This is a genomic window from Bradyrhizobium sp. Bra78 (assembly GCF_024519855.1).
In the GTDB taxonomy this organism is placed as follows: domain Bacteria; phylum Pseudomonadota; class Alphaproteobacteria; order Rhizobiales; family Xanthobacteraceae; genus Bradyrhizobium; species Bradyrhizobium japonicum_G.
In genome coordinates, this window is record NZ_JALJRE010000001.1 from 506169 (window position 1) to 522414 (window position 16246).

Here is a 16246-nt window from a genome sequence, read left to right on the forward strand (position 1 = left end):
CTCACGCAAGACGGATATCGGCGTTTCGGAATGCGGCTATACGGATTCCGGGACGGTTGTAATGGCAGCGCGATTGCGACGAATTGGACGCGAGTTGCATCGCAAATTCGCTTTCATGAACCCGGCTTTGCGCGCCATGACGGCTGTGGTGCGAGGAGAGCCTTGCGCAAATCGCCTAGCGCCATGCGCTGCGCTATTTCAGCTCCGCCGTCGCCTCGTCGAGCCAGGCCCTGGTCGCCTCGTCCAGCGCCGGCCGCACCTCGGCGCTCACGCGCGCGTGGTAGGCGTTGAGCCAGTCGAGTTCGTCCTTGCCCAGCATGCCGACATCGATCAGCCGGCGGTCGATCGGTGCCAGGGTCAGCGTCTCGAAGGCGTTCATGGATTTCTCGGCGCCCTCGATGTCGGCGGCGACGACCAGCTCGAGATTTTCGATGCGGATGCCGAAACCGTCGGTCTTGTAGTAGCCCGGCTCGTTGGACAGGATCATGCCGCGCTTCAGCGGCGTGGTGCCGAGCTTCGAGATCCGCGCCGGTCCTTCGTGCACCGAGAGATAGCTGCCGACGCCGTGGCCGGTGCCATGCTCGAAATCGACGCCGGCGGCCCAGAGATATTGCCGTGCGAGCGTGTCGAGCTGTGCGCCATTGGTGCCGTCGGGGAAGATCGCGCGCGCGATCGCGATGTGGCCGCGCAGCACGCGGGTGAAGCGGTCGCGCATCTCGCCCGTCGGCTCGCCCACGGCCATGGTGCGGGTGACGTCGGTGGTGCCGTCTTCATATTGCGCGCCGGAATCGATCAGCAGCAGATCGCCGGGCGCGATACGCCGGTTGCTCTTGCGGGTGACGCGGTAGTGCACGATGGCGCCGTTCGGGCCGGTGCCCGATATGGTCGGGAACGACACATCCTTGAGCGCGCCGGTATCGCGGCGGAACGTCTCCAGCGCCTCGACCGCGTCGATCTCGGTGAGCTTGCCGCTTGCCGCCTCGCGGTCGATGAAGGCGAGGAAGCGCGCCAGCGCGATCGCATCGCGTCGGTGCGCCGTCTGCGTGCCCTTGATCTCGGTCGCGTTCTTCACAGCCTTGAGCAGCGCGATCGGATCGTTGCCGCGAACCGGCTTGCCGCCGGCACCCGCGATCAGTCGGCTTAGCGCGTCGGCCGCGGTCGCATTGTCGAGTGCGATCGCCGCGCCGCTTCTGGCCAGCGCCATCAGCGTCGGCGCCATCGCATCGGGCTCGCGCACGTCTGCCGACTGCTCGATATGGTCGCGCGTCAGGTTCGAGAGCTTGCGGTGGTCGAGGAAAACGGTCGGCCGTCCGTCCTTCGGCACCAGCGCATAGGACAGCGGCAGCGGCGTGTGCGCGACGTCGGCGCCCCGGATGTTGAAGGTCCAGGCCACGGCATGACTGTCGGACAGCACCAGCGCGTCGACGCCGAGCTTGCCGATCTCGCTTCTGATCTGCGTCAGCTTCTCGGCTTCAGAGACGCCGGCATGTTGCAGTCCGTGCACCGCGACCGGCGCAATCGGCGGCTGCGGCCGGTCCTGCCAGACCGCATCGACCGGATTGCTGTCGACGGCGACCAGTTCGGCGCCGGCCTTGGCGCAGGCGGCGGACAGGCGCTCGGCTGCCGCAAAAGTGTGCAGCCACGGATCAAATCCGAGGCGATCCCCGGCTTTCAAATGTGCCGTCACCCAGCTTTCCGGCGGCGGATCGATCAGCGATTCCACCGCCCAGGCCTTTGCATCGACCTGTTTGGCCGCCTGGATCGTGTAGCGGCCGTCGACGAAGACCGCGGCCTCGTGGGTCAGCACCACTGCCAATCCCGCCGAGCCCGTAAAGCCGGTCAACCAGGCCAGACGCTCTTCCGATGGCGGCACATATTCGTTCTGCTGCTGATCGGCGCGTGGGATCACGAAGCCGGTCAGCTTGCGGCGAGCGAGTTCTTCACGGAGCGCGGCCAGGCGCGCCGTCAATGCGACGCCGGCCTCGGGCTCCTCGAATGTCTGGAAGTGCGCTTCGAACATGGTGGATCACTTTAGGATCATGAGGATCAGTCCGCAATGTAGACGCATTTGAGGTCGCATCTGGCATGGACTGTGCTTGAATAGGTTCCATTCGAATTGAGTGGAGTACGGATGCGGCAGTTGCGCTTCGTCCGGATAACAGGGAAATTCGAGCAGGTGGTTCATCTCAACGGCGAGGGGACACACGATGCCGGCGTTCACGTTTGAGAAGATTTCCCCGCCGGTGCGCCGCGCCCCGGCTGCGGCGACACCGAAGAAGCCGCGCGGCCTCATCGGCCAGATGATCAATCGTTTCGCCGAGCGCCGCGCAAAGCGGGCGTTGCGCGCATCGACGCCCCGTGACGAGAAGCCTGCGAAGTAGCGCGGCGTCGAGCGCAGCGCTCATCGACCTTACGAAAGCTTCCGCAGCAACAGGCTGCTCCACCCCTCGATCCGCAAGTGTCGCAACGGCACGAGGCCGCGCGCGCGGTAGGCCGCGATCACGGCAGGGGCCTGGTGCGTCAACAGGCCGGAAAGGATGACGCGTCCGCCGGGCGCAAGGTGCCGTGCCATCGGACTCGCCAATTGCCGCAACGGATTGGCAAGGATGTTGGCCAGGACGAGGTCGAACGGGACGCGCTTGCCGAAATCAGGCGCGGCAAAGCCGGTGGCGCGGATCACCCGCACATGATGACCAACCTCGTTCAGCGAGGCGTTCTCGGCGGCCACCCGTACCGAGGGCGGGTCGATGTCGGAGGCCAGCACCGCGCGGTGCAGCGCTTTCGCCGCCGCTATGGCCAGCACGCCGGAGCCGGTGCCGAGGTCGAGCAGGTTCCTCGGTCGGGAACTCTTCAGGACATGGTCAAGCAGGAGTAAACAGCCGCGCGTGGTACCATGGTGTCCGGTGCCGAAGGCGAGCGCCGCCTCGATCTCGATGGCGAGCTTGTTCGGCGTCACCCGCTCGCGGTCATGGCTGCCGTGGACGACGAAGCGCCCGGCCGGCACCGGGACAAGATCTTCCAGGCTCGCCTTGACCCAGTCCTTGGCTTCGACGGTATCGAAGGTGAGCGTGTCCGCGATCTGGATTCCTGCTGAGTTTGCAACGAGTTCGCGCAGCCATGCCTGGTCCGGCGGGTCCGCGAAATGCAGCGTGACGTCCCACTGTCCGTCAGGCTGCTCGAAGGCCGCGACTGCCGCATCGCCTTCGAAAAACACCTCGGTGAGAACGTCGACAACGCGCCTGGCGGCGTTCTCGCTGCCGATCGAAAAACTGGCGCGATGGGTGGGGGTCAGCTGCATTCTCGGGTTCCGTCGGGTTCAATTTTTGGAACTTTTGTTCCCAAATTTTCCACATAACTTGCAATCTCCGGCTTAACCGAACCTCAGGTTGTGCGTCGTAGATTTACGGATGTTGAGGGCAAGCAACACAGCTTGAGATAGAAATGGAGACGAGTCTTGAAGCACATGGTTTTGAAGTTCTGGTCCGATGAATCCGGTGCGACGGCGATCGAGTACGGCCTGATCGCAGCCGGTATCGCGCTCGCAATCATCACCGTGGTGAACGGCCTGGGCACCACGATGAACGACAAGTTCACTTCGATTAGCACCTCCTTGAAGTAATTTCCGCCTCCCATTTCCCAGCGAGCTAGTTTCTTCATAGGCTATTTCCCGACGATCGCCCGCCCGGAGGATTGCCCCGGGCGGGCTATCCGCTCGTTTTCCGGACCTTGTCCACGGCCTTATCCCGGCACTCATCCCCAGATTTTCCACCGCCTTGTACCCGGCTTGGCCGGATCGGCCGCGAGGGGTTTCCACCGCCGCTTCCACAGCTTTGCCAACAGCCTGTCCACAACTCATCCACAGACCTATCCACGGCTTCCGAACAGCGAGCGGTGGTCCCGCAGGATCGCCTGCGCGGCGTTGTGGCCGGGAGCGCCGGTGACGCCGCCGCCGGGGTGGGCGCCGGAGCCGCAGTGGTAGAGGCCCTTCAGGGGGCCGCGATAATCCGCATGACCCAGCATCGGCCGCGCCGAGAACAGCTGGTTCAGCGTCAGCGCGCCGTGGAAGATGTCGCCGCCCAGGAGACCGAATTGCCGCTCGAGATCGAGCGGTGACAGGATCTGGCGGCCGAGCACGCTCGCCGCAAAACCAGGGGCATATTTGTCCACCGTCGCGATCATGAGGTCGGCGACCTCGTCGCGATGGTCGTCCCACGACTTTCCATCCGGAAGCTCGGGGGCAACGTGCTGGCAGAACAGGCTCGCGACATGCTTGCCCCCGGGCGCGAGCGTGTCGTCGAGCGTCGAGGGGATCAGCATCTCGACCACGGGCTCACGGCTCCAGCCGCGCGCGCGAGCGTCGAGCCAGGCGCGGTCCATGTAGCCGAGATCAGGTGCCAGGATGATGCCGGAGGTAAGGTGATCGCCCTCGCCCGGCAGCGCCGTGAAGGAGGGCAGGCGGTCCAGCGCCACGTTCATGCGGAAGGTGCCGGAGCCGTTCTTCCAATTGCGAATGCGGGCGAGGAAGTTTTCGGGCAGGGCGTCGGCCGCGATCAGCCGGGTATAGAGCAGTTTTGGATTGACGTTGGACGCAACATATTTGGCGCGGATCGTCTCGCCGTTCTCCAGCGCGATTCCGACGGCGCGGTCGCGCTCGACGATCACCTCGCGCACGTCCGCATCGGTGTCGATCGTCACGCCCCGGTCGCGTGCGGCGCGCGCCATCGCCTGCGTGATCGCGCCCATGCCGCCGATGGCGTGGCCCCAGACGCCCTTCTTGCCGTTCACCTCGCCGAAGGCGTGATGCAGCATCACATAGGCCGAGCCGGCGGCGTAAGGGCTGGCGTAGTTGCCGACGATGGCATCGAAGCCGAACAGCGCCTTGACCAGATCGTGCTCGAAGCGCTCGTCCAGCATCTCGCCGGCCGAGCGGGTGAAGAGATCGAGCAGGCTGCGGCTCTGCTCCAGCGTCAGGCCGCGCAGGATGTTGGCGCTCTGGACCGCGTTGAGAGCCTCGCGGATCGCCGCCGTGCCGAAACCAGCGAGCAGGTTCGGCGGTGCGCGCAGCACGAATTGCCTGAGTACGTCGGCGATATCTTCCAGCTCGCGCGAAAATCCGTCGAGCGCGTTGGCGTCATGCGCGCTGAGCCGCGCGACGGACTCCTTCGTCCGTCCCTCGCCGGTGAGGAGATGGATGCCGTCGGGCGCGGGCAGGAAATTCTGCGCGCGCCGCTCGACGATTCGCAGGCCCTGCTCGGCGAGCCCCAGGTCGCTAACCACCTGCGGATTGAGCAGGCTCACGGTGTAGGCCGCCACCGAATTGCGGAAGCCCGGATGAAACTCCTCCGTGACTGCGGCCCCGCCGACCACCTTGCGGCGTTCGACCACTCGCACGCGCAGGCCGGCCATCGCGAGATAGGTCGCGCAGGTGAGGCCGTTATGGCCCGCGCCGATGATGACGACGTCGGTTTCGGTCATGACGAGTTCAATTTGTTCCGATGTCACTCCGGGATGGTCTGAAGGACCGAGCCCGGAATGACATCTGTATATCAGGCATTTCTCGCTGCAACATCACGAGACCCTTTATTGCCCGTTCAGGTGCCCTGTGCTCCATTGCGCGCGGCCGGCGCCCGCCGGACAGTTATTCGACGCGTTTTCTCGCGCGAACCGGCGCCCACTTCGCTGGAGAACGCTTTTGCTGGAGCTTCCATGGATTCGATCGTGCAACCCGCCGCCACGAAGCAGCCGTCCTCGTCGCGCAACCGGCTGCTGCTGACGGTCTACACCGCCGCGATCTTCGTCAGCGCGCTCCTGCTGTTCTCGGTGCAGCCGCTGTTCACCAAGATGGTGCTGCCGCGGCTCGGCGGCTCGCCGGCGGTGTGGTCGGTGGCGATGGTGTTCTTCCAGTCGCTGCTTCTGGCGGGCTATGCCTATGCGCATCTCTTGATGCAGATCCGGAACCGCATCGTTCCCGTCGCGGTGCATCTCGTGTTGCTCGTGCTTGCCTTCGCCACGCTGCCGCTCGGCATCGCCTCGGCCTATGGCGAGCCGCCGGCTTCCGGCTACGCGATCTGGCTGCTCGGCCTGTTCGTGATCTCGATCGGCCTGCCGTTCTTCGCGCTCGCCGCCAACAATCCGTTGTTGCAGGCCTGGTTCGTCCGCACCGGACATCCCGCCGGGCACGATCCCTACTTCCTCTATGCCTCCTCCAACATCGGCAGCTTCCTTGCGCTATTGTCCTATCCGTTCCTGCTGGAGCCGATGTTCACGCTGCACACGCAGAACCGGCTCTGGACCGGCGGCTACGGTCTTCTGATCCTCCTGATCGCCGCGTGCGGCGTACTGCTGTTGCGCTCGCCGAAGCTGGCCATGCTCGATGTGCGAACCGGGGACATCAACGCGCCGGCGCCCGGCGTCCTGACGCGGCTGCGGTGGATATTCCTCGCCGGCGTGCCGTCCGGCCTGCTCATCGCGGTGACCGCGCACATCTCGACCGACGTTGCGGCTGCGCCGCTGCTGTGGGTGCTGCCGCTGTCGCTGTACTTGCTAACCTGGGTGGTGGTGTTCCAGTCGCGGCCGCTGCTGCCGCACAAATGGATGCTGATGCTTCAGCCGGTTGCGATTGCCGGCGTCGTCGTTCTGCTGGCCTTCGGCGGCGAGCAGAACCTGCTGCTGACCCTCGGCGGCCATCAATTGTGCTTCTTCGTCATCGCCATGGCCTGCCACGGCGAATTGGCGCGGACCCGGCCGGCGGCCAAATATCTCACCGGCTTCTATGTCGCGCTGTCGTTCGGCGGCATGGTCGGCGGCCTGTTCGCCGGGCTCGTTGCGCCCTTCACGTTCTCATGGATAGCGGAATATCCGATCCTGGTCGCGTTTGCCGTGTTGTGCCGGCCGCCCGCGAACGAGCGGATGGCGGGCATCGTCAAATGGTACTGGCTGGCGCTGGCCGCGCTCGCGGTGGCGCTCGTTGCGCCGTCCACCACGACGGGCGGGATCTCGACCTGGTTCGAGGATCACCGCGTCTGGGTGGCCGGCGCGGTCGGCGTGCTCGCCGCGCTACTGGTGCTGGCGGTCAATGCCGGCCGCTGGAAGATCTTCGCCACAGTCGCGCTCGCGCTGGCGTTGATCCGGGTTTATCCGGCGGACGAGGGCCGCGTCACCACGGTGCGCAGCTTCTTCGGGGTGCACAAGATCGTGGTGACGCCCGGCGGCTATTTCCACGTGCTGATGCACGGCACCACCATTCACGGCGCCGAGCGCTTCCGCAACAATGACGGCACGCCTGTTACCGGCCGGCCCGAGCCGATCACCTATTATCACAAGGACGGCGGCATCGGTCAGGCCGTCAGCGCGATCCGCGAGCGCAAGGGCGCACCGCTGAAGGTCGCCGCGATCGGCGTTGGCTCGGGCACGCTCGCCTGTGCGGCCGAGCCCGGGGAGAACTGGACGTTCTTCGAGATCGACCAGTCCATGGTCGACGCGGCGAGTGACCCGAAGAACTTCCGCTACATTTCGAGCTGCATGCCGGGCCTGAAGCCGGTGATTGGCGACGCCCGCCTCACCTTCGCGAAAGAGCCCGACGGCGTCTATGACCTGATCATCGTCGATGCCTATTCGTCGGATGCGATCCCGATTCATCTGGCCACCGAAGAGGCGATGAAGATCTACAAGGACAAGCTCGCCCCGCACGGCGCCGTGGTGATGCACGTCTCCAACCGGCACCTCGATCTCGAGACCGTCGTGGTCGGCATCGCCGATGCCAACGATCTCAAGAGCTGGGTCTATAACGAGGATTCCGGGCGCGATTCCGATTACATCTTCTCGACCGACGTCGTCATTTCCGCGCGCGAGGATGCCGATGTCGGCAGGCTCGCATCGTCGAAAGTATGGGAGCAGACCGAGGCCGACGACAGGGTGCGGGTCTGGACCGACGATTACTCCAACATCCTGGGCGCGCTCTACCGGCGCCTGAGGGACGGGGAGTAAGGTCGTCGTAGCTTCGGGCTACAGGATGGCTGGGAGTTACGGCACCACCGGCGTGCCCACGGGCAACGCAATTCCCTTCTCGCCGGCGATCTGCCGCAGCAGGTCGGGGCGGTCCGAGATGATTCCGTCGACGCCGATCTCGATCATGCGCGCCATGTCTTCGGGCTTGTTGACGGTCCAGACCACGACGTGCAGTCCCAGCGTGTGGGCCTCGGCGACAAGTGCCGCGCTCACGTCGCCGAAATAAGGCGACCAGATCGCGCCACCCGCGGCCTTGATCGTTCGCGGCAACGAGCCGCCGTGATCGGCCGGGCTGAACCCCGCCGTCCAGTTGGTTGCCTGATCCAGCGCCACCGTCCGGCCCGAGCCGCGCTGGAGCGTCAGGTACACCGTCGGCATCGTCGGTGCCCGCTGCTGGACGAGCTGCAGGGTTCGCCAGTCGAACGACTGGATCATGACGCGGTCGGAGAATTTTTCCGTCTCGATCAGGGCGAGCAACCTGGTGACGAAAGCCTGCGGATCGGGAGACTGGTCCGGATGGTTTGGGTCGATCTTGGTCTCGATGTTGAATCGCACACGCGTGTTGCCGGACCTGCGCACCAGCGCAAACAGCTCGCTCAAGGTCGGAATGCGTGTCCCGGGCACGGCGCGCTGATCGGGAAATTGCTTCGCGTAAGGACTGTCCGGCCGGATCTGGCCGACGTCGTAGGTCCTGACGTCGGCGAACCGCATCTTCACGAACGGCGTGCCGGGGGGCGCGACATAGGTGCCGCTCGCATCCCGCGCCAGATCGGGATTGAGCCCGCGCTCATGCGAGACGACGACCTCGCCGTCGGCGGTCACCCCGACGTCGAGCTCCAGCGTGTCCACGCCCATCGAGAGCGCGTTGGCAAAGGCCGGCAGGGTGTTTTCCGGCAGCAGCGCCCGACCGCCGCGATGCGCCTCGAGGTCGAAGGCCGAATCGGATCCCATGGCCTCTCCCGCAATGAGAAATGTCAGCACGGTCAGGAATATCGCAGCAGGTGACGGCATGGTGGCTCGAAGGGCAGGCGGAAAGGACGGTATTTGAACGCATTCGGCGCGGCCGGCCTATTCTATAGGCTTTCGCGGCTGTTGAAAGCTTGGGCGGCGGCTTGGGTTGCGTCCGCCCGGCTTGTATGTACTCATGGTCGCCGCCCTGGAATCCCGCCCGTGCAACAGAAACGCGATCACCGCATCATCCGCAGCCGCCATTTTCATCGGATGCAGCGGCGACATTTCATCATCTTCGACGTGCTGCCATTCGTCGGCACGCTGGTGGCACTCTCCCTGCTGTTCTACCGCCCGATCGGTACGATGGAGCTCGGCCTGTTCTTCGGGTTCTGGCTGGTCACCGGCCTCGGCCTCACTGTCGGCTATCACCGCCTGTTCACCCATCGCGCCTTCGCGACCTCCACGACGATGAGTGCGATCCTGGTCATCATGGGTTCGATGGCGGGGCGCGGTCCCATGCTGTCCTGGGCCGCGATGCATCGCCGCCACCACGAATTGTCCGATCACGATGGCGATCTGCATTCGCCGCGTCTGCATGGCGACGGCCCATTCGGTCGCCTGCGCGGCTTCCTGCATGCGCATCTGACCTGGATGGTCGAGCACGATTATCCCAACGTTGCGCATTACGTGCCGGATTTGATGGCGGACCGCAGGCTGGTTGTCGTCAACAGCTACTATTACACTTGGGCCGGTCTCGGCCTGGTGTTGCCCGCCTTGATCGGCGGCCTCGCCACCATGAGCCTGTGGGGGGCGCTGAGCGGCTTGCTCTGGGGCGGCGTGGTCCGCATGTTCGTGGTCGAGCAGACCATGTCTGCGATCAACTCGATCATGCATACGTTTGGCGCGCAGCCGTTCGCCACCCGCGACGACAACAGCCGCAATCTCGGCGTGATGGCCTGGCTGGCCTGGGGCGAGGGCTGGCACAACAACCACCATGCCTTTCCGTATTCCGCCGCCTTCGGCCTGCGCTGGTTCGAATTCGATCCCGGCTTCGTCTTCATCCGGGCGCTGGAAGCGCTGGGACTGGCTTGGGACGTCAAGGTGCCGAGCGAGGAGAAGATCGCGCGGCGCATGCTGCGGCAGCCGGGCGATGCTGCGCCCGACCTCGAAACGGGCTGAGCATCATCTGCCGGCTAACGCCGGCGATGACGCGGCTTTGAACCGATGCTGTTCAACGACTACCCCTTCCTCCTGGTCTTCCTGCCGGCGGCACTGCTGATCTACCGCCTGGCCGATCCCTATCCGCGACTTCGGATCGGTGTCCAGGTCGCGCTGTCGCTCGCTTTCTATGCCTGGGGCAGCCCGTTCTTCATCCTGCTCCTGATCGCCTCGATCGCGATCAACTGGCTCGCCTCGGTCGCCTATAGCCGTATGAAATGGTCCGGGGTTCTTACGCTCGTGATCGTGCTCGATCTCGCGGTGCTGGCGCTGTTCAAATACGCCAACTTTCTGCTTGCCAATCTCGGCTTCGTGCTCGGCTCGACACTTCCGGCGCTCGACATCGGGCTGCCGCTCGGTATCTCCTTCTTCACCTTCCACCACATCATGTATCTGGTCGATCTGAAGCGGGGGAAGGCGCCGCTCTATGCGCCCGATCGCTACGCGCTCTACATCGCCTTCTTCCCGCAGGCGATCGCCGGCCCCCTGGCGCGCTGGTCGGAGGTGATGCATCAGTTCGGCAGGCAGGTCTATGTGCCGGGCTGGCAGCGCCAGTTCTGCATCGCGACCTGCTTCATCGCGATCGGCCTGTCCGAGAAAGTCGTGATCGCCGACAGCATCGCGCATCTGCTCGATCCGATCTACACGCAGGCCGCGAGCGGACCGCTTCCAAGCGGCGATGCCTGGCTCGCCTTCTGCTTCTCGTTCCAGATATTGTTCGACTTCTCCGGCTATTCCGACATCGCGATCGGACTCGGCCTGCTGTTCGGGGTGCAGCTGCCGTATAATTTCAATGCGCCGCTGCGCTCGACCAACATCCAGGACTTCTGGCAGCGCTGGCACATCACCCTGATGCTGTTCCTGCGCGACTACGTGTTCTATCCGCTGGTCAATCTGCGCCTCTTGCCGCGGCGCTGGCTCCCGGTGCAGTTCTTCGGCGCCATGCTGATCACGATGGCGCTGTGCGGCCTGTGGCACGGTGCGAGCTGGGCTTTCGTGTTGTGGGGCGTGCTGCACGGGCTCGCGCTGGTCGCCTGCACTCTGTGGCGCCGCTACGGCCCGGAGGTCCCGTCATGGCTCGGCTGGGCGCTCACCGTGCTGTTCGTGCTCGCGACCGGAGTGATCTTCCGCGCCGGATCGGTCGAGGCGGCCCGGCATGTTTTTTCCGGGCTTGTCGAGCCGCTGCCGCTGGAGCGTGGAAAGCATCTGTGGCCGCTGATCGCGGCGCCGCTGTTCGCCTTCCTGTTGCCGGCGAGCCAGGACGTCGTGGCGGTGCTCACGCGCCGCCCGAACCCGTGGCTCGCCGGTTTGCTCGGCCTCGGATTGTTCGCATTGCTGCTTCAGATGGGTGGCCGGGATCTCCATGAGTTCGTCTATTTCAAGTTCTGAAACCGATCCCGGCTGGGGCCGGAGCCTGAAGGCGTGCCTGGGCGCGCTGGTCGGCGCTGCGCTGCTGGTGCTCGCTCTGATGGTGCTGGTCGACCCCTACGACAGCGGCAAGCTAGGGCTGCTCGGCATCGACGGCGTCGACAATCGCCTCACCCAGATCACGGCCGCGAGCCGCGCCAGGAATCCGGATTTCAATGCGGCCATCCTCGGCAATTCGACGGCGCAGATGATCGAGCCGGCGGAGTTGTCGCGCGCGACGGGCCTGCACTTCGTGCAGCTCCACATGACCGGTTCAATTCCGCGTCAACAGCTTGCGGTGCTCCACTTCTTCCTGCGACATCACAAGCAGGTCGGCGCATTGGTGATCGTGGCCGATCCCGGCTGGTGCGAGCATGCGCGGCCGAAGGAGGAGGGCGGGGTCCCGTTTCCCGATTGGCTCTACGACAGAAGCGTCGTCACCTATGCGGTGCGGCTGATCTCCTGGCAGGCGATCGAGCAGGCATTTCAGCGCTTGAGCATCGGGCTTGGCCGGCGGCAGCGGATGAATCCCGACGGGTATTTCAGCTACGAGGACATCTGGCCGCCCGGCCAATTCAGGGAGATCAACTGGCCCAGGGATCCCCCGCCCGCCGCCTCGGCCGAGATACGAACGCGTTTTCCCGAGATCGATGCGCTGGCCGATATCGTCAAAGGCCTGCCGGCCGATGCGCCCGTCGTGATCGTCGTGCCGCCGACCTTCGCGGCCACCGTGCCGAAGCCCGGCACCGAGACAGCCTTGGAGCGGAGCGCCTGCGACGCCGCACTGAAGCAGGTGGTTGCGGGCCGACCCCGCAGCAATTTCATCAGCTATCGGGTCGACAACGATCTGACGCGCGATCGCGCCAATTTCGCCGACTTCATTCACTACCGCCCGAAGCTCGCGCGCAGGATCGAGCAGGGCATCGCCGCGAGCCTGCGTGACGGGGAGAGCGCGCGGATCGATTTCTGAGCAACTGGCGGCTCAAGCAAGCTGTTCGAATCCGCCCTCGAGCCAGAGCTTGCGGGCCAGCTTGCGCTGGATCTTGCCGCTCGTGGTCTTCGGCAGCGCGCCGGGCCGGATCAGCGCGATGTGCCGCGCGGAAATCTCGTGGTTGTCGGCGACGGCCTCGCGGATCCGGCCCTTGATCTCTTCGGTGTCGATCGTGTGGCGCGCGGTGCGCTCGACCTCCTGGACGATGACGAGGGTCTCTTCGCCGCTCTCGTCCGGCACCGAGAACGCCGCGCCGCAGTTTTCGCGCAGCGGGCCATCGAGGGACTGCACCGTGCGCTCGATGTCCTGCGGATAATGGTTGATGCCGCGGATGATGAGGAGGTCCTTGATCCGGCCAGTGACGAACAATTCGCCTGTCACGTCGACGAAGCCGAGGTCGCCCGTGCGCAGCCACGGCCCGCCCTCGCCGGCGATCTCCGCATTGAGCCCCGCGCGCGTCGCTTCGGCGTTGCGCCAATAGGCGCGGGCGATGTTGGCGCCATTCACCCATATCTCACCGACGCGGCCGGCGGGCAGGCGTGTGCACTTGTCCGCGTCCACGATGGCGATCCTCTCGCCGGTGAGCGCGCGCCCGCAGCCGACGGCGATTTGCGTATCCCCTGCGTCGGAAGGTTCTTCCATCGCATGTTCCTGCAGCGCCGCACGGCTGACAGGGCGCGTGACATGGCCGCCGCCGCGCCGTCCGCCGGAAATCAGCAGCGTCGCCTCCGCCATGCCGTAGGCCGGATACATCGCGCGCGGATCGAAGCCGTGCGGCGCGAATGTCGCGATGAATCGTTCGATGGTCTGCGAGCGCACCGGCTCAGCACCGTTGAGCGCAATCTTGAGCGAGGACAGGTCGACGCCCTCCATCTGGTCGGCGCGATAGCGACCGACGCAGAGGTCGAAGCCGAAATTTGGGCTGCAGGCGACTTCGGCACGATAATGCGAGATCGCGCGTAGCCAGCCGAGCGGCCGCTGCATGAACGCGTTCGGCGCCATCAGCACGCAAGTCGCCCCGACATAGAGCGCCTGCAGCGCGTTCAGGATCAGTCCCATGTCGTGATAGAGCGGCACCCAGTTGACGTAGGTCGATCGGCTGGTGTTGCCGAGCGCGAGCCGGATCATCTCGAGATTGGCGAGCAGATTGGCATGGCTCACCATCACGCCCTTCGGCTCGGAAGTGGAGCCCGAGGTGTATTGCAGCAAGGCGACGTCGTCCTGCGCCGGCTCGGGAAGTGCAACTGTCTCGGCGTCGGCCGCGCTCGGACCGACCTCGATCCAGCGAATGTTCTCATGCGCGAAGCGCGCTTGCAGATCGCGACGGAGCGCGACGGCTGACGTGGTCAGTGCTACCGCCGGCGTGCAATTGGCGAGGATCGCGGCGCTGGCGTCGCGCGCGCCGTTTCGCCGCGGCATCATCATCGGCACGGCAATGATACCCGCCATCAGGCAGCCGAAGAACGCCACCATGAACTCGATGCCGGGTGGAAACACCAGGACGGCACGCTCACCGGGCCGCGCGATCGCGATCAGGCGCGCGGCGAGCATGCATGCGGAGTGATGCAACTGGCGGAAGGTGAGGACAGCTTCCTCCGTCCCGCGATCGGAAACGAAGACGTAAGCACGGTCGTCGCCCTGCTCCTCAGCGCGCCGGGCCAGCAGTGCCACGAGCGAGCGGAAGCTTTCCATGTGGGGTGCGCGGCTTCAGCCGCCCTCAGGCGGCGGAGCGGATGGCGCGCTTGTCGGCGAGAAATCGCGACAAGGCCTCAACGGTCGGATGGTCGTAGAAGTCGTCCGTCGACAGTTCGAGGTCGAGCTTCTCCTCGAGCTCCATCATGAGGTAGACCAGCATCGCCGAATCGAGGCCGAGACGGTTGAATTTCGTGCCGGTGTCGACGCGGTCCCTCGAAATTCGCAGGATATTCGCCAGGGCGGTAACGCAGAAATCCGAAATCTGCTCGCGTGTCATGTCATGTCCCAGAAACAACGGGAACGACAATACGGGCGACCCCCTGGTTGTCAATTTGCCCGGAACGCCGCTGCGTTGAAGGTTGGGGACTGTTGCTTTCCTGCGTCGTCCGACTGCTCAATTCAGGCGCAAACAGGCGCGACGTTCCGCAGTCGCGTCCCCAAATGACGATTTGACGGGGGAGGAGCAGCCGCGCTCGCGCTGAACGAATCAGCGGTCACGGCGCTCTTGCGTGCCGAAGATCGTCGAGCCCGGCAGCGCTGCGCTCGGACAGCGTCAGTTCTGATAGTAATAGCCGCGCGGCTGATAAACCTGCCGGGGCTGTGGCTGATAATAGTAGCCCTGCTGGCCGGTGCCTTGATTGTAGTACTGCTGCGGCTGCTGCTGATAGACCTGCGCGTCATAGAGCGGGCGGCTGCCGCGCGGCGCCGGATAGCGCGCGCCGGTATCGCTGCCGTCGGCCGGGTAGATGTAGTTGTCGTCCTGCGGCATGTAGCGGCGGGCGGGCGCGGCCTGAGGCATCAGGTTCACGGGATCGCCTGACGTTGCGTACTGGTTTTCGGCCGGCTGTGGCGCACGGGCCACCGCCGTGGGGTTGCGGCCGCGCGGATTGCGGGCCAGCGCCACCTGCGCCGAGCCGGTCAACGTTACCGTCGTGTTGAGCACGCCCTGCTGCTGCACCAGCGCGTAGAGCGTCGAGGCATTCTGGCGCGACAGCCGTACGCAGCCGTGCGAGGCGGGCGAGCCGAGCCGGCCGACCGAGTCGGTGCCGTGGATGGCGTGGCCGACCTTGGTGAAGAAGATCGCGTGCGGCATCGGCGCGTCGTCGAATTCCTTGGAGTAGTGATCCTCTTCCATGCGGAAGGCGCGGAACGCGCCGCTCGGCGTCTCGCGTGAGGGGATGCCGGTCGACACCGGCCAGCGATAGCGCGCGACGCCGTCGACTGCGACGGTCATCTGCTGATTGTCCTTGTCGACGGTGATCTCGACCTTGGCCTGCGCGGCGCCTGCGCTCAAAAGCATCAGGGAGGTGAAAGCGATGAAAAATGAACGCATCTGGAAACGCATTTGAATCCTGGCCTCCGGCCTGTTCACGCCAGGCGCTGCGGCTCTCCGTCCCCCGGCCTGCAATATGCCTGCAATCCGGCTTTCGTTCCAGCGGCCTGGGCACCCATCGTTAACGTGGCGCCGGGCGTAAGCAAGGCCGCTTGTGCCGTGCCGCGTGCGGCAGCGGTGACATTTTCGCGAGCGCGGCTGTTCATGATGGCGCCAATTTGTCACGAAGGCGCAACCAATTGGCCGCATCGGCGTTGACACTGAGCCCACCTTTGCCAGCGGCTTCCGTCGCGGGCTTACCCATTAGGAAACGTGATGAACAAAGCTCGTGTCACCGCCGCTTCGTTGCCGGCGGGTTTACCAGACCGCCTGCTCCTTGCAGGCGCCGCTATCGTTCTGACCCTGACGTGCCTGCCGTATCCCGGCCACGCTCAAGGCATCGTGCGCGGCGCCCAGGAAGGTTCGTATGAAGGCAACCGCATTGCCGGACCGGTGGGCGGCGCGGTCGGGGGTGTCGTCGGGGCCGGCGTTGGCGGCGCCGTAGGTGCCGTGGATGGTATCCTGGGCATTCCCTATCACGGCCATCGCCGCTGCCGCGGCTATTACGACGGCCACAACCGCTTCCACTGCTACCGGTAATCCGC

At 65.2% G+C, this 16246-nt stretch carries 14 protein-coding genes; 7 read left to right on the forward strand and 7 right to left on the reverse strand.

Annotation, left to right across the window (positions count from 1 at the left end):
* Positions 1-193 precede the first annotated feature (193 nt).
* Positions 194-2020, reverse strand: coding sequence for an aminopeptidase P family protein (locus OC450_RS02430; protein ID WP_211384515.1), 1827 nt, complete (start codon positions 2018-2020; stop codon positions 194-196).
* A 187-nt stretch (positions 2021-2207) separates the two neighbouring features.
* Between OC450_RS02430 and OC450_RS02435 the strand changes: the two genes are divergently transcribed.
* Complete coding sequence (locus OC450_RS02435; protein ID WP_211384516.1) at positions 2208-2381, forward strand: hypothetical protein; 174 nt, start codon at positions 2208-2210, stop codon at positions 2379-2381.
* 29 nt (positions 2382-2410) lie between these two features.
* Here the strand turns inward: OC450_RS02435 and OC450_RS02440 are convergent, their stop codons facing one another.
* Positions 2411-3298 carry a 50S ribosomal protein L11 methyltransferase gene (locus tag OC450_RS02440; RefSeq protein WP_262047096.1) on the reverse strand — a complete coding sequence of 296 codons (888 nt, stop codon included), beginning with the start codon at positions 3296-3298 and terminating at the stop codon, positions 2411-2413.
* Positions 3299-3463: 165 nt separating this feature from the next.
* On the opposite strand from OC450_RS02440, the gene OC450_RS02445 reads away from it, so the two are divergent.
* Positions 3464-3619, forward strand: coding sequence for a Flp family type IVb pilin (locus OC450_RS02445; RefSeq protein WP_049823422.1), 156 nt, complete (start codon positions 3464-3466; stop codon positions 3617-3619).
* 245 nt (positions 3620-3864) lie between these two features.
* Here OC450_RS02445 and OC450_RS02450 read toward each other — a convergent pair whose 3' ends face one another.
* Entirely contained in the window at positions 3865-5475 is a 1611-nt protein-coding gene (locus OC450_RS02450; RefSeq protein ID WP_262047097.1) for a phytoene desaturase family protein, read from the reverse strand.
* A gap of 231 nt (positions 5476-5706) precedes the next feature.
* Here OC450_RS02450 and OC450_RS02455 point away from each other — a divergent pair, with 231 nt between their 5' ends.
* Positions 5707-7986: a spermidine synthase gene (locus OC450_RS02455; protein ID WP_262047098.1), complete on the forward strand. Its 2280-nt coding sequence runs from the start codon at positions 5707-5709 to the stop codon at positions 7984-7986.
* A 36-nt stretch (positions 7987-8022) separates the two neighbouring features.
* Here the strand turns inward: OC450_RS02455 and OC450_RS02460 are convergent, their stop codons facing one another.
* Positions 8023-8958, reverse strand: a complete 936-nt coding sequence (locus OC450_RS02460) for a glycerophosphodiester phosphodiesterase (RefSeq protein WP_249129128.1) — start codon at positions 8956-8958, stop codon at positions 8023-8025.
* Between the two features lie 219 nt (positions 8959-9177).
* Here OC450_RS02460 and OC450_RS02465 point away from each other — a divergent pair, with 219 nt between their 5' ends.
* From OC450_RS02465 to OC450_RS02475, 3 genes are read left to right on the forward strand one after another with little or no spacing between them, the layout of a single operon-like run.
* Positions 9178-10137 carry an acyl-CoA desaturase gene (locus OC450_RS02465; RefSeq protein ID WP_262047099.1) on the forward strand — a complete coding sequence of 320 codons (960 nt, stop codon included), beginning with the start codon at positions 9178-9180 and terminating at the stop codon, positions 10135-10137.
* Between the two features lie 45 nt (positions 10138-10182).
* On the forward strand, positions 10183-11565 hold the full coding sequence (locus OC450_RS02470) for an MBOAT family O-acyltransferase (RefSeq protein WP_262047100.1): 1383 nt from the start codon (positions 10183-10185) through the stop codon (positions 11563-11565).
* The gene (locus tag OC450_RS02475) at positions 11540-12553 is read left to right on the forward strand and encodes a hypothetical protein (protein ID WP_262047101.1); all 1014 of its coding nucleotides are present in this window, start codon (positions 11540-11542) and stop codon (positions 12551-12553) included. The genes OC450_RS02470 and OC450_RS02475 overlap by 26 nt, the downstream gene beginning before the upstream one ends.
* Before the next feature lie 12 nt (positions 12554-12565).
* Here the strand turns inward: OC450_RS02475 and OC450_RS02480 are convergent, their stop codons facing one another.
* The 3 genes from OC450_RS02480 to OC450_RS02490 form a co-directional block, all read right to left on the reverse strand.
* Complete coding sequence (locus tag OC450_RS02480) at positions 12566-14266, reverse strand: fatty acyl-AMP ligase (RefSeq protein WP_262047102.1); 1701 nt, start codon at positions 14264-14266, stop codon at positions 12566-12568.
* Between the two features lie 25 nt (positions 14267-14291).
* Positions 14292-14546: an acyl carrier protein gene (locus OC450_RS02485; RefSeq protein ID WP_148744638.1), complete on the reverse strand. Its 255-nt coding sequence runs from the start codon at positions 14544-14546 to the stop codon at positions 14292-14294.
* Between the two features lie 276 nt (positions 14547-14822).
* The gene (locus OC450_RS02490) at positions 14823-15602 is read right to left on the reverse strand and encodes a L,D-transpeptidase (protein ID WP_249129129.1); all 780 of its coding nucleotides are present in this window, start codon (positions 15600-15602) and stop codon (positions 14823-14825) included.
* Positions 15603-15917: 315 nt separating this feature from the next.
* Here OC450_RS02490 and OC450_RS02495 point away from each other — a divergent pair, with 315 nt between their 5' ends.
* Positions 15918-16241, forward strand: coding sequence for a hypothetical protein (locus OC450_RS02495; RefSeq protein WP_262047103.1), 324 nt, complete (start codon positions 15918-15920; stop codon positions 16239-16241).
* The last annotated feature ends 5 nt before the right edge of the window (positions 16242-16246 follow it).

What these genes read in the sequence shown, in the direction of transcription:
- OC450_RS02490 (WP_249129129.1), bottom strand. Translation starts at nt 15,602, where the DNA reads ATGCGTTCATTTTTCATCGCTTTCACCTCCCTGATGCTTTTGAGCGCA.
- OC450_RS02450 (WP_262047097.1), bottom strand. Translation starts at nt 5,475, where the DNA reads ATGACCGAAACCGACGTCGTCATCATCGGCGCGGGCCATAACGGCCTC.
- OC450_RS02485 (WP_148744638.1), bottom strand. Translation starts at nt 14,546, where the DNA reads ATGACACGCGAGCAGATTTCGGATTTCTGCGTTACCGCCCTGGCGAAT.
- OC450_RS02430 (WP_211384515.1), bottom strand. Translation starts at nt 2,020, where the DNA reads ATGTTCGAAGCGCACTTCCAGACATTCGAGGAGCCCGAGGCCGGCGTC.
- OC450_RS02495 (WP_262047103.1), top strand. Translation starts at nt 15,918, where the DNA reads ATGAACAAAGCTCGTGTCACCGCCGCTTCGTTGCCGGCGGGTTTACCA.
- OC450_RS02455 (WP_262047098.1), top strand. Translation starts at nt 5,707, where the DNA reads ATGGATTCGATCGTGCAACCCGCCGCCACGAAGCAGCCGTCCTCGTCG.
- OC450_RS02470 (WP_262047100.1), top strand. Translation starts at nt 10,183, where the DNA reads ATGCTGTTCAACGACTACCCCTTCCTCCTGGTCTTCCTGCCGGCGGCA.
- OC450_RS02475 (WP_262047101.1), top strand. Translation starts at nt 11,540, where the DNA reads ATGAGTTCGTCTATTTCAAGTTCTGAAACCGATCCCGGCTGGGGCCGG.
- OC450_RS02480 (WP_262047102.1), bottom strand. Translation starts at nt 14,266, where the DNA reads ATGGAAAGCTTCCGCTCGCTCGTGGCACTGCTGGCCCGGCGCGCTGAG.
- OC450_RS02440 (WP_262047096.1), bottom strand. Translation starts at nt 3,298, where the DNA reads ATGCAGCTGACCCCCACCCATCGCGCCAGTTTTTCGATCGGCAGCGAG.
- OC450_RS02445 (WP_049823422.1), top strand. Translation starts at nt 3,464, where the DNA reads ATGGTTTTGAAGTTCTGGTCCGATGAATCCGGTGCGACGGCGATCGAG.
- OC450_RS02435 (WP_211384516.1), top strand. Translation starts at nt 2,208, where the DNA reads ATGCCGGCGTTCACGTTTGAGAAGATTTCCCCGCCGGTGCGCCGCGCC.
- OC450_RS02460 (WP_249129128.1), bottom strand. Translation starts at nt 8,958, where the DNA reads ATGGGATCCGATTCGGCCTTCGACCTCGAGGCGCATCGCGGCGGTCGG.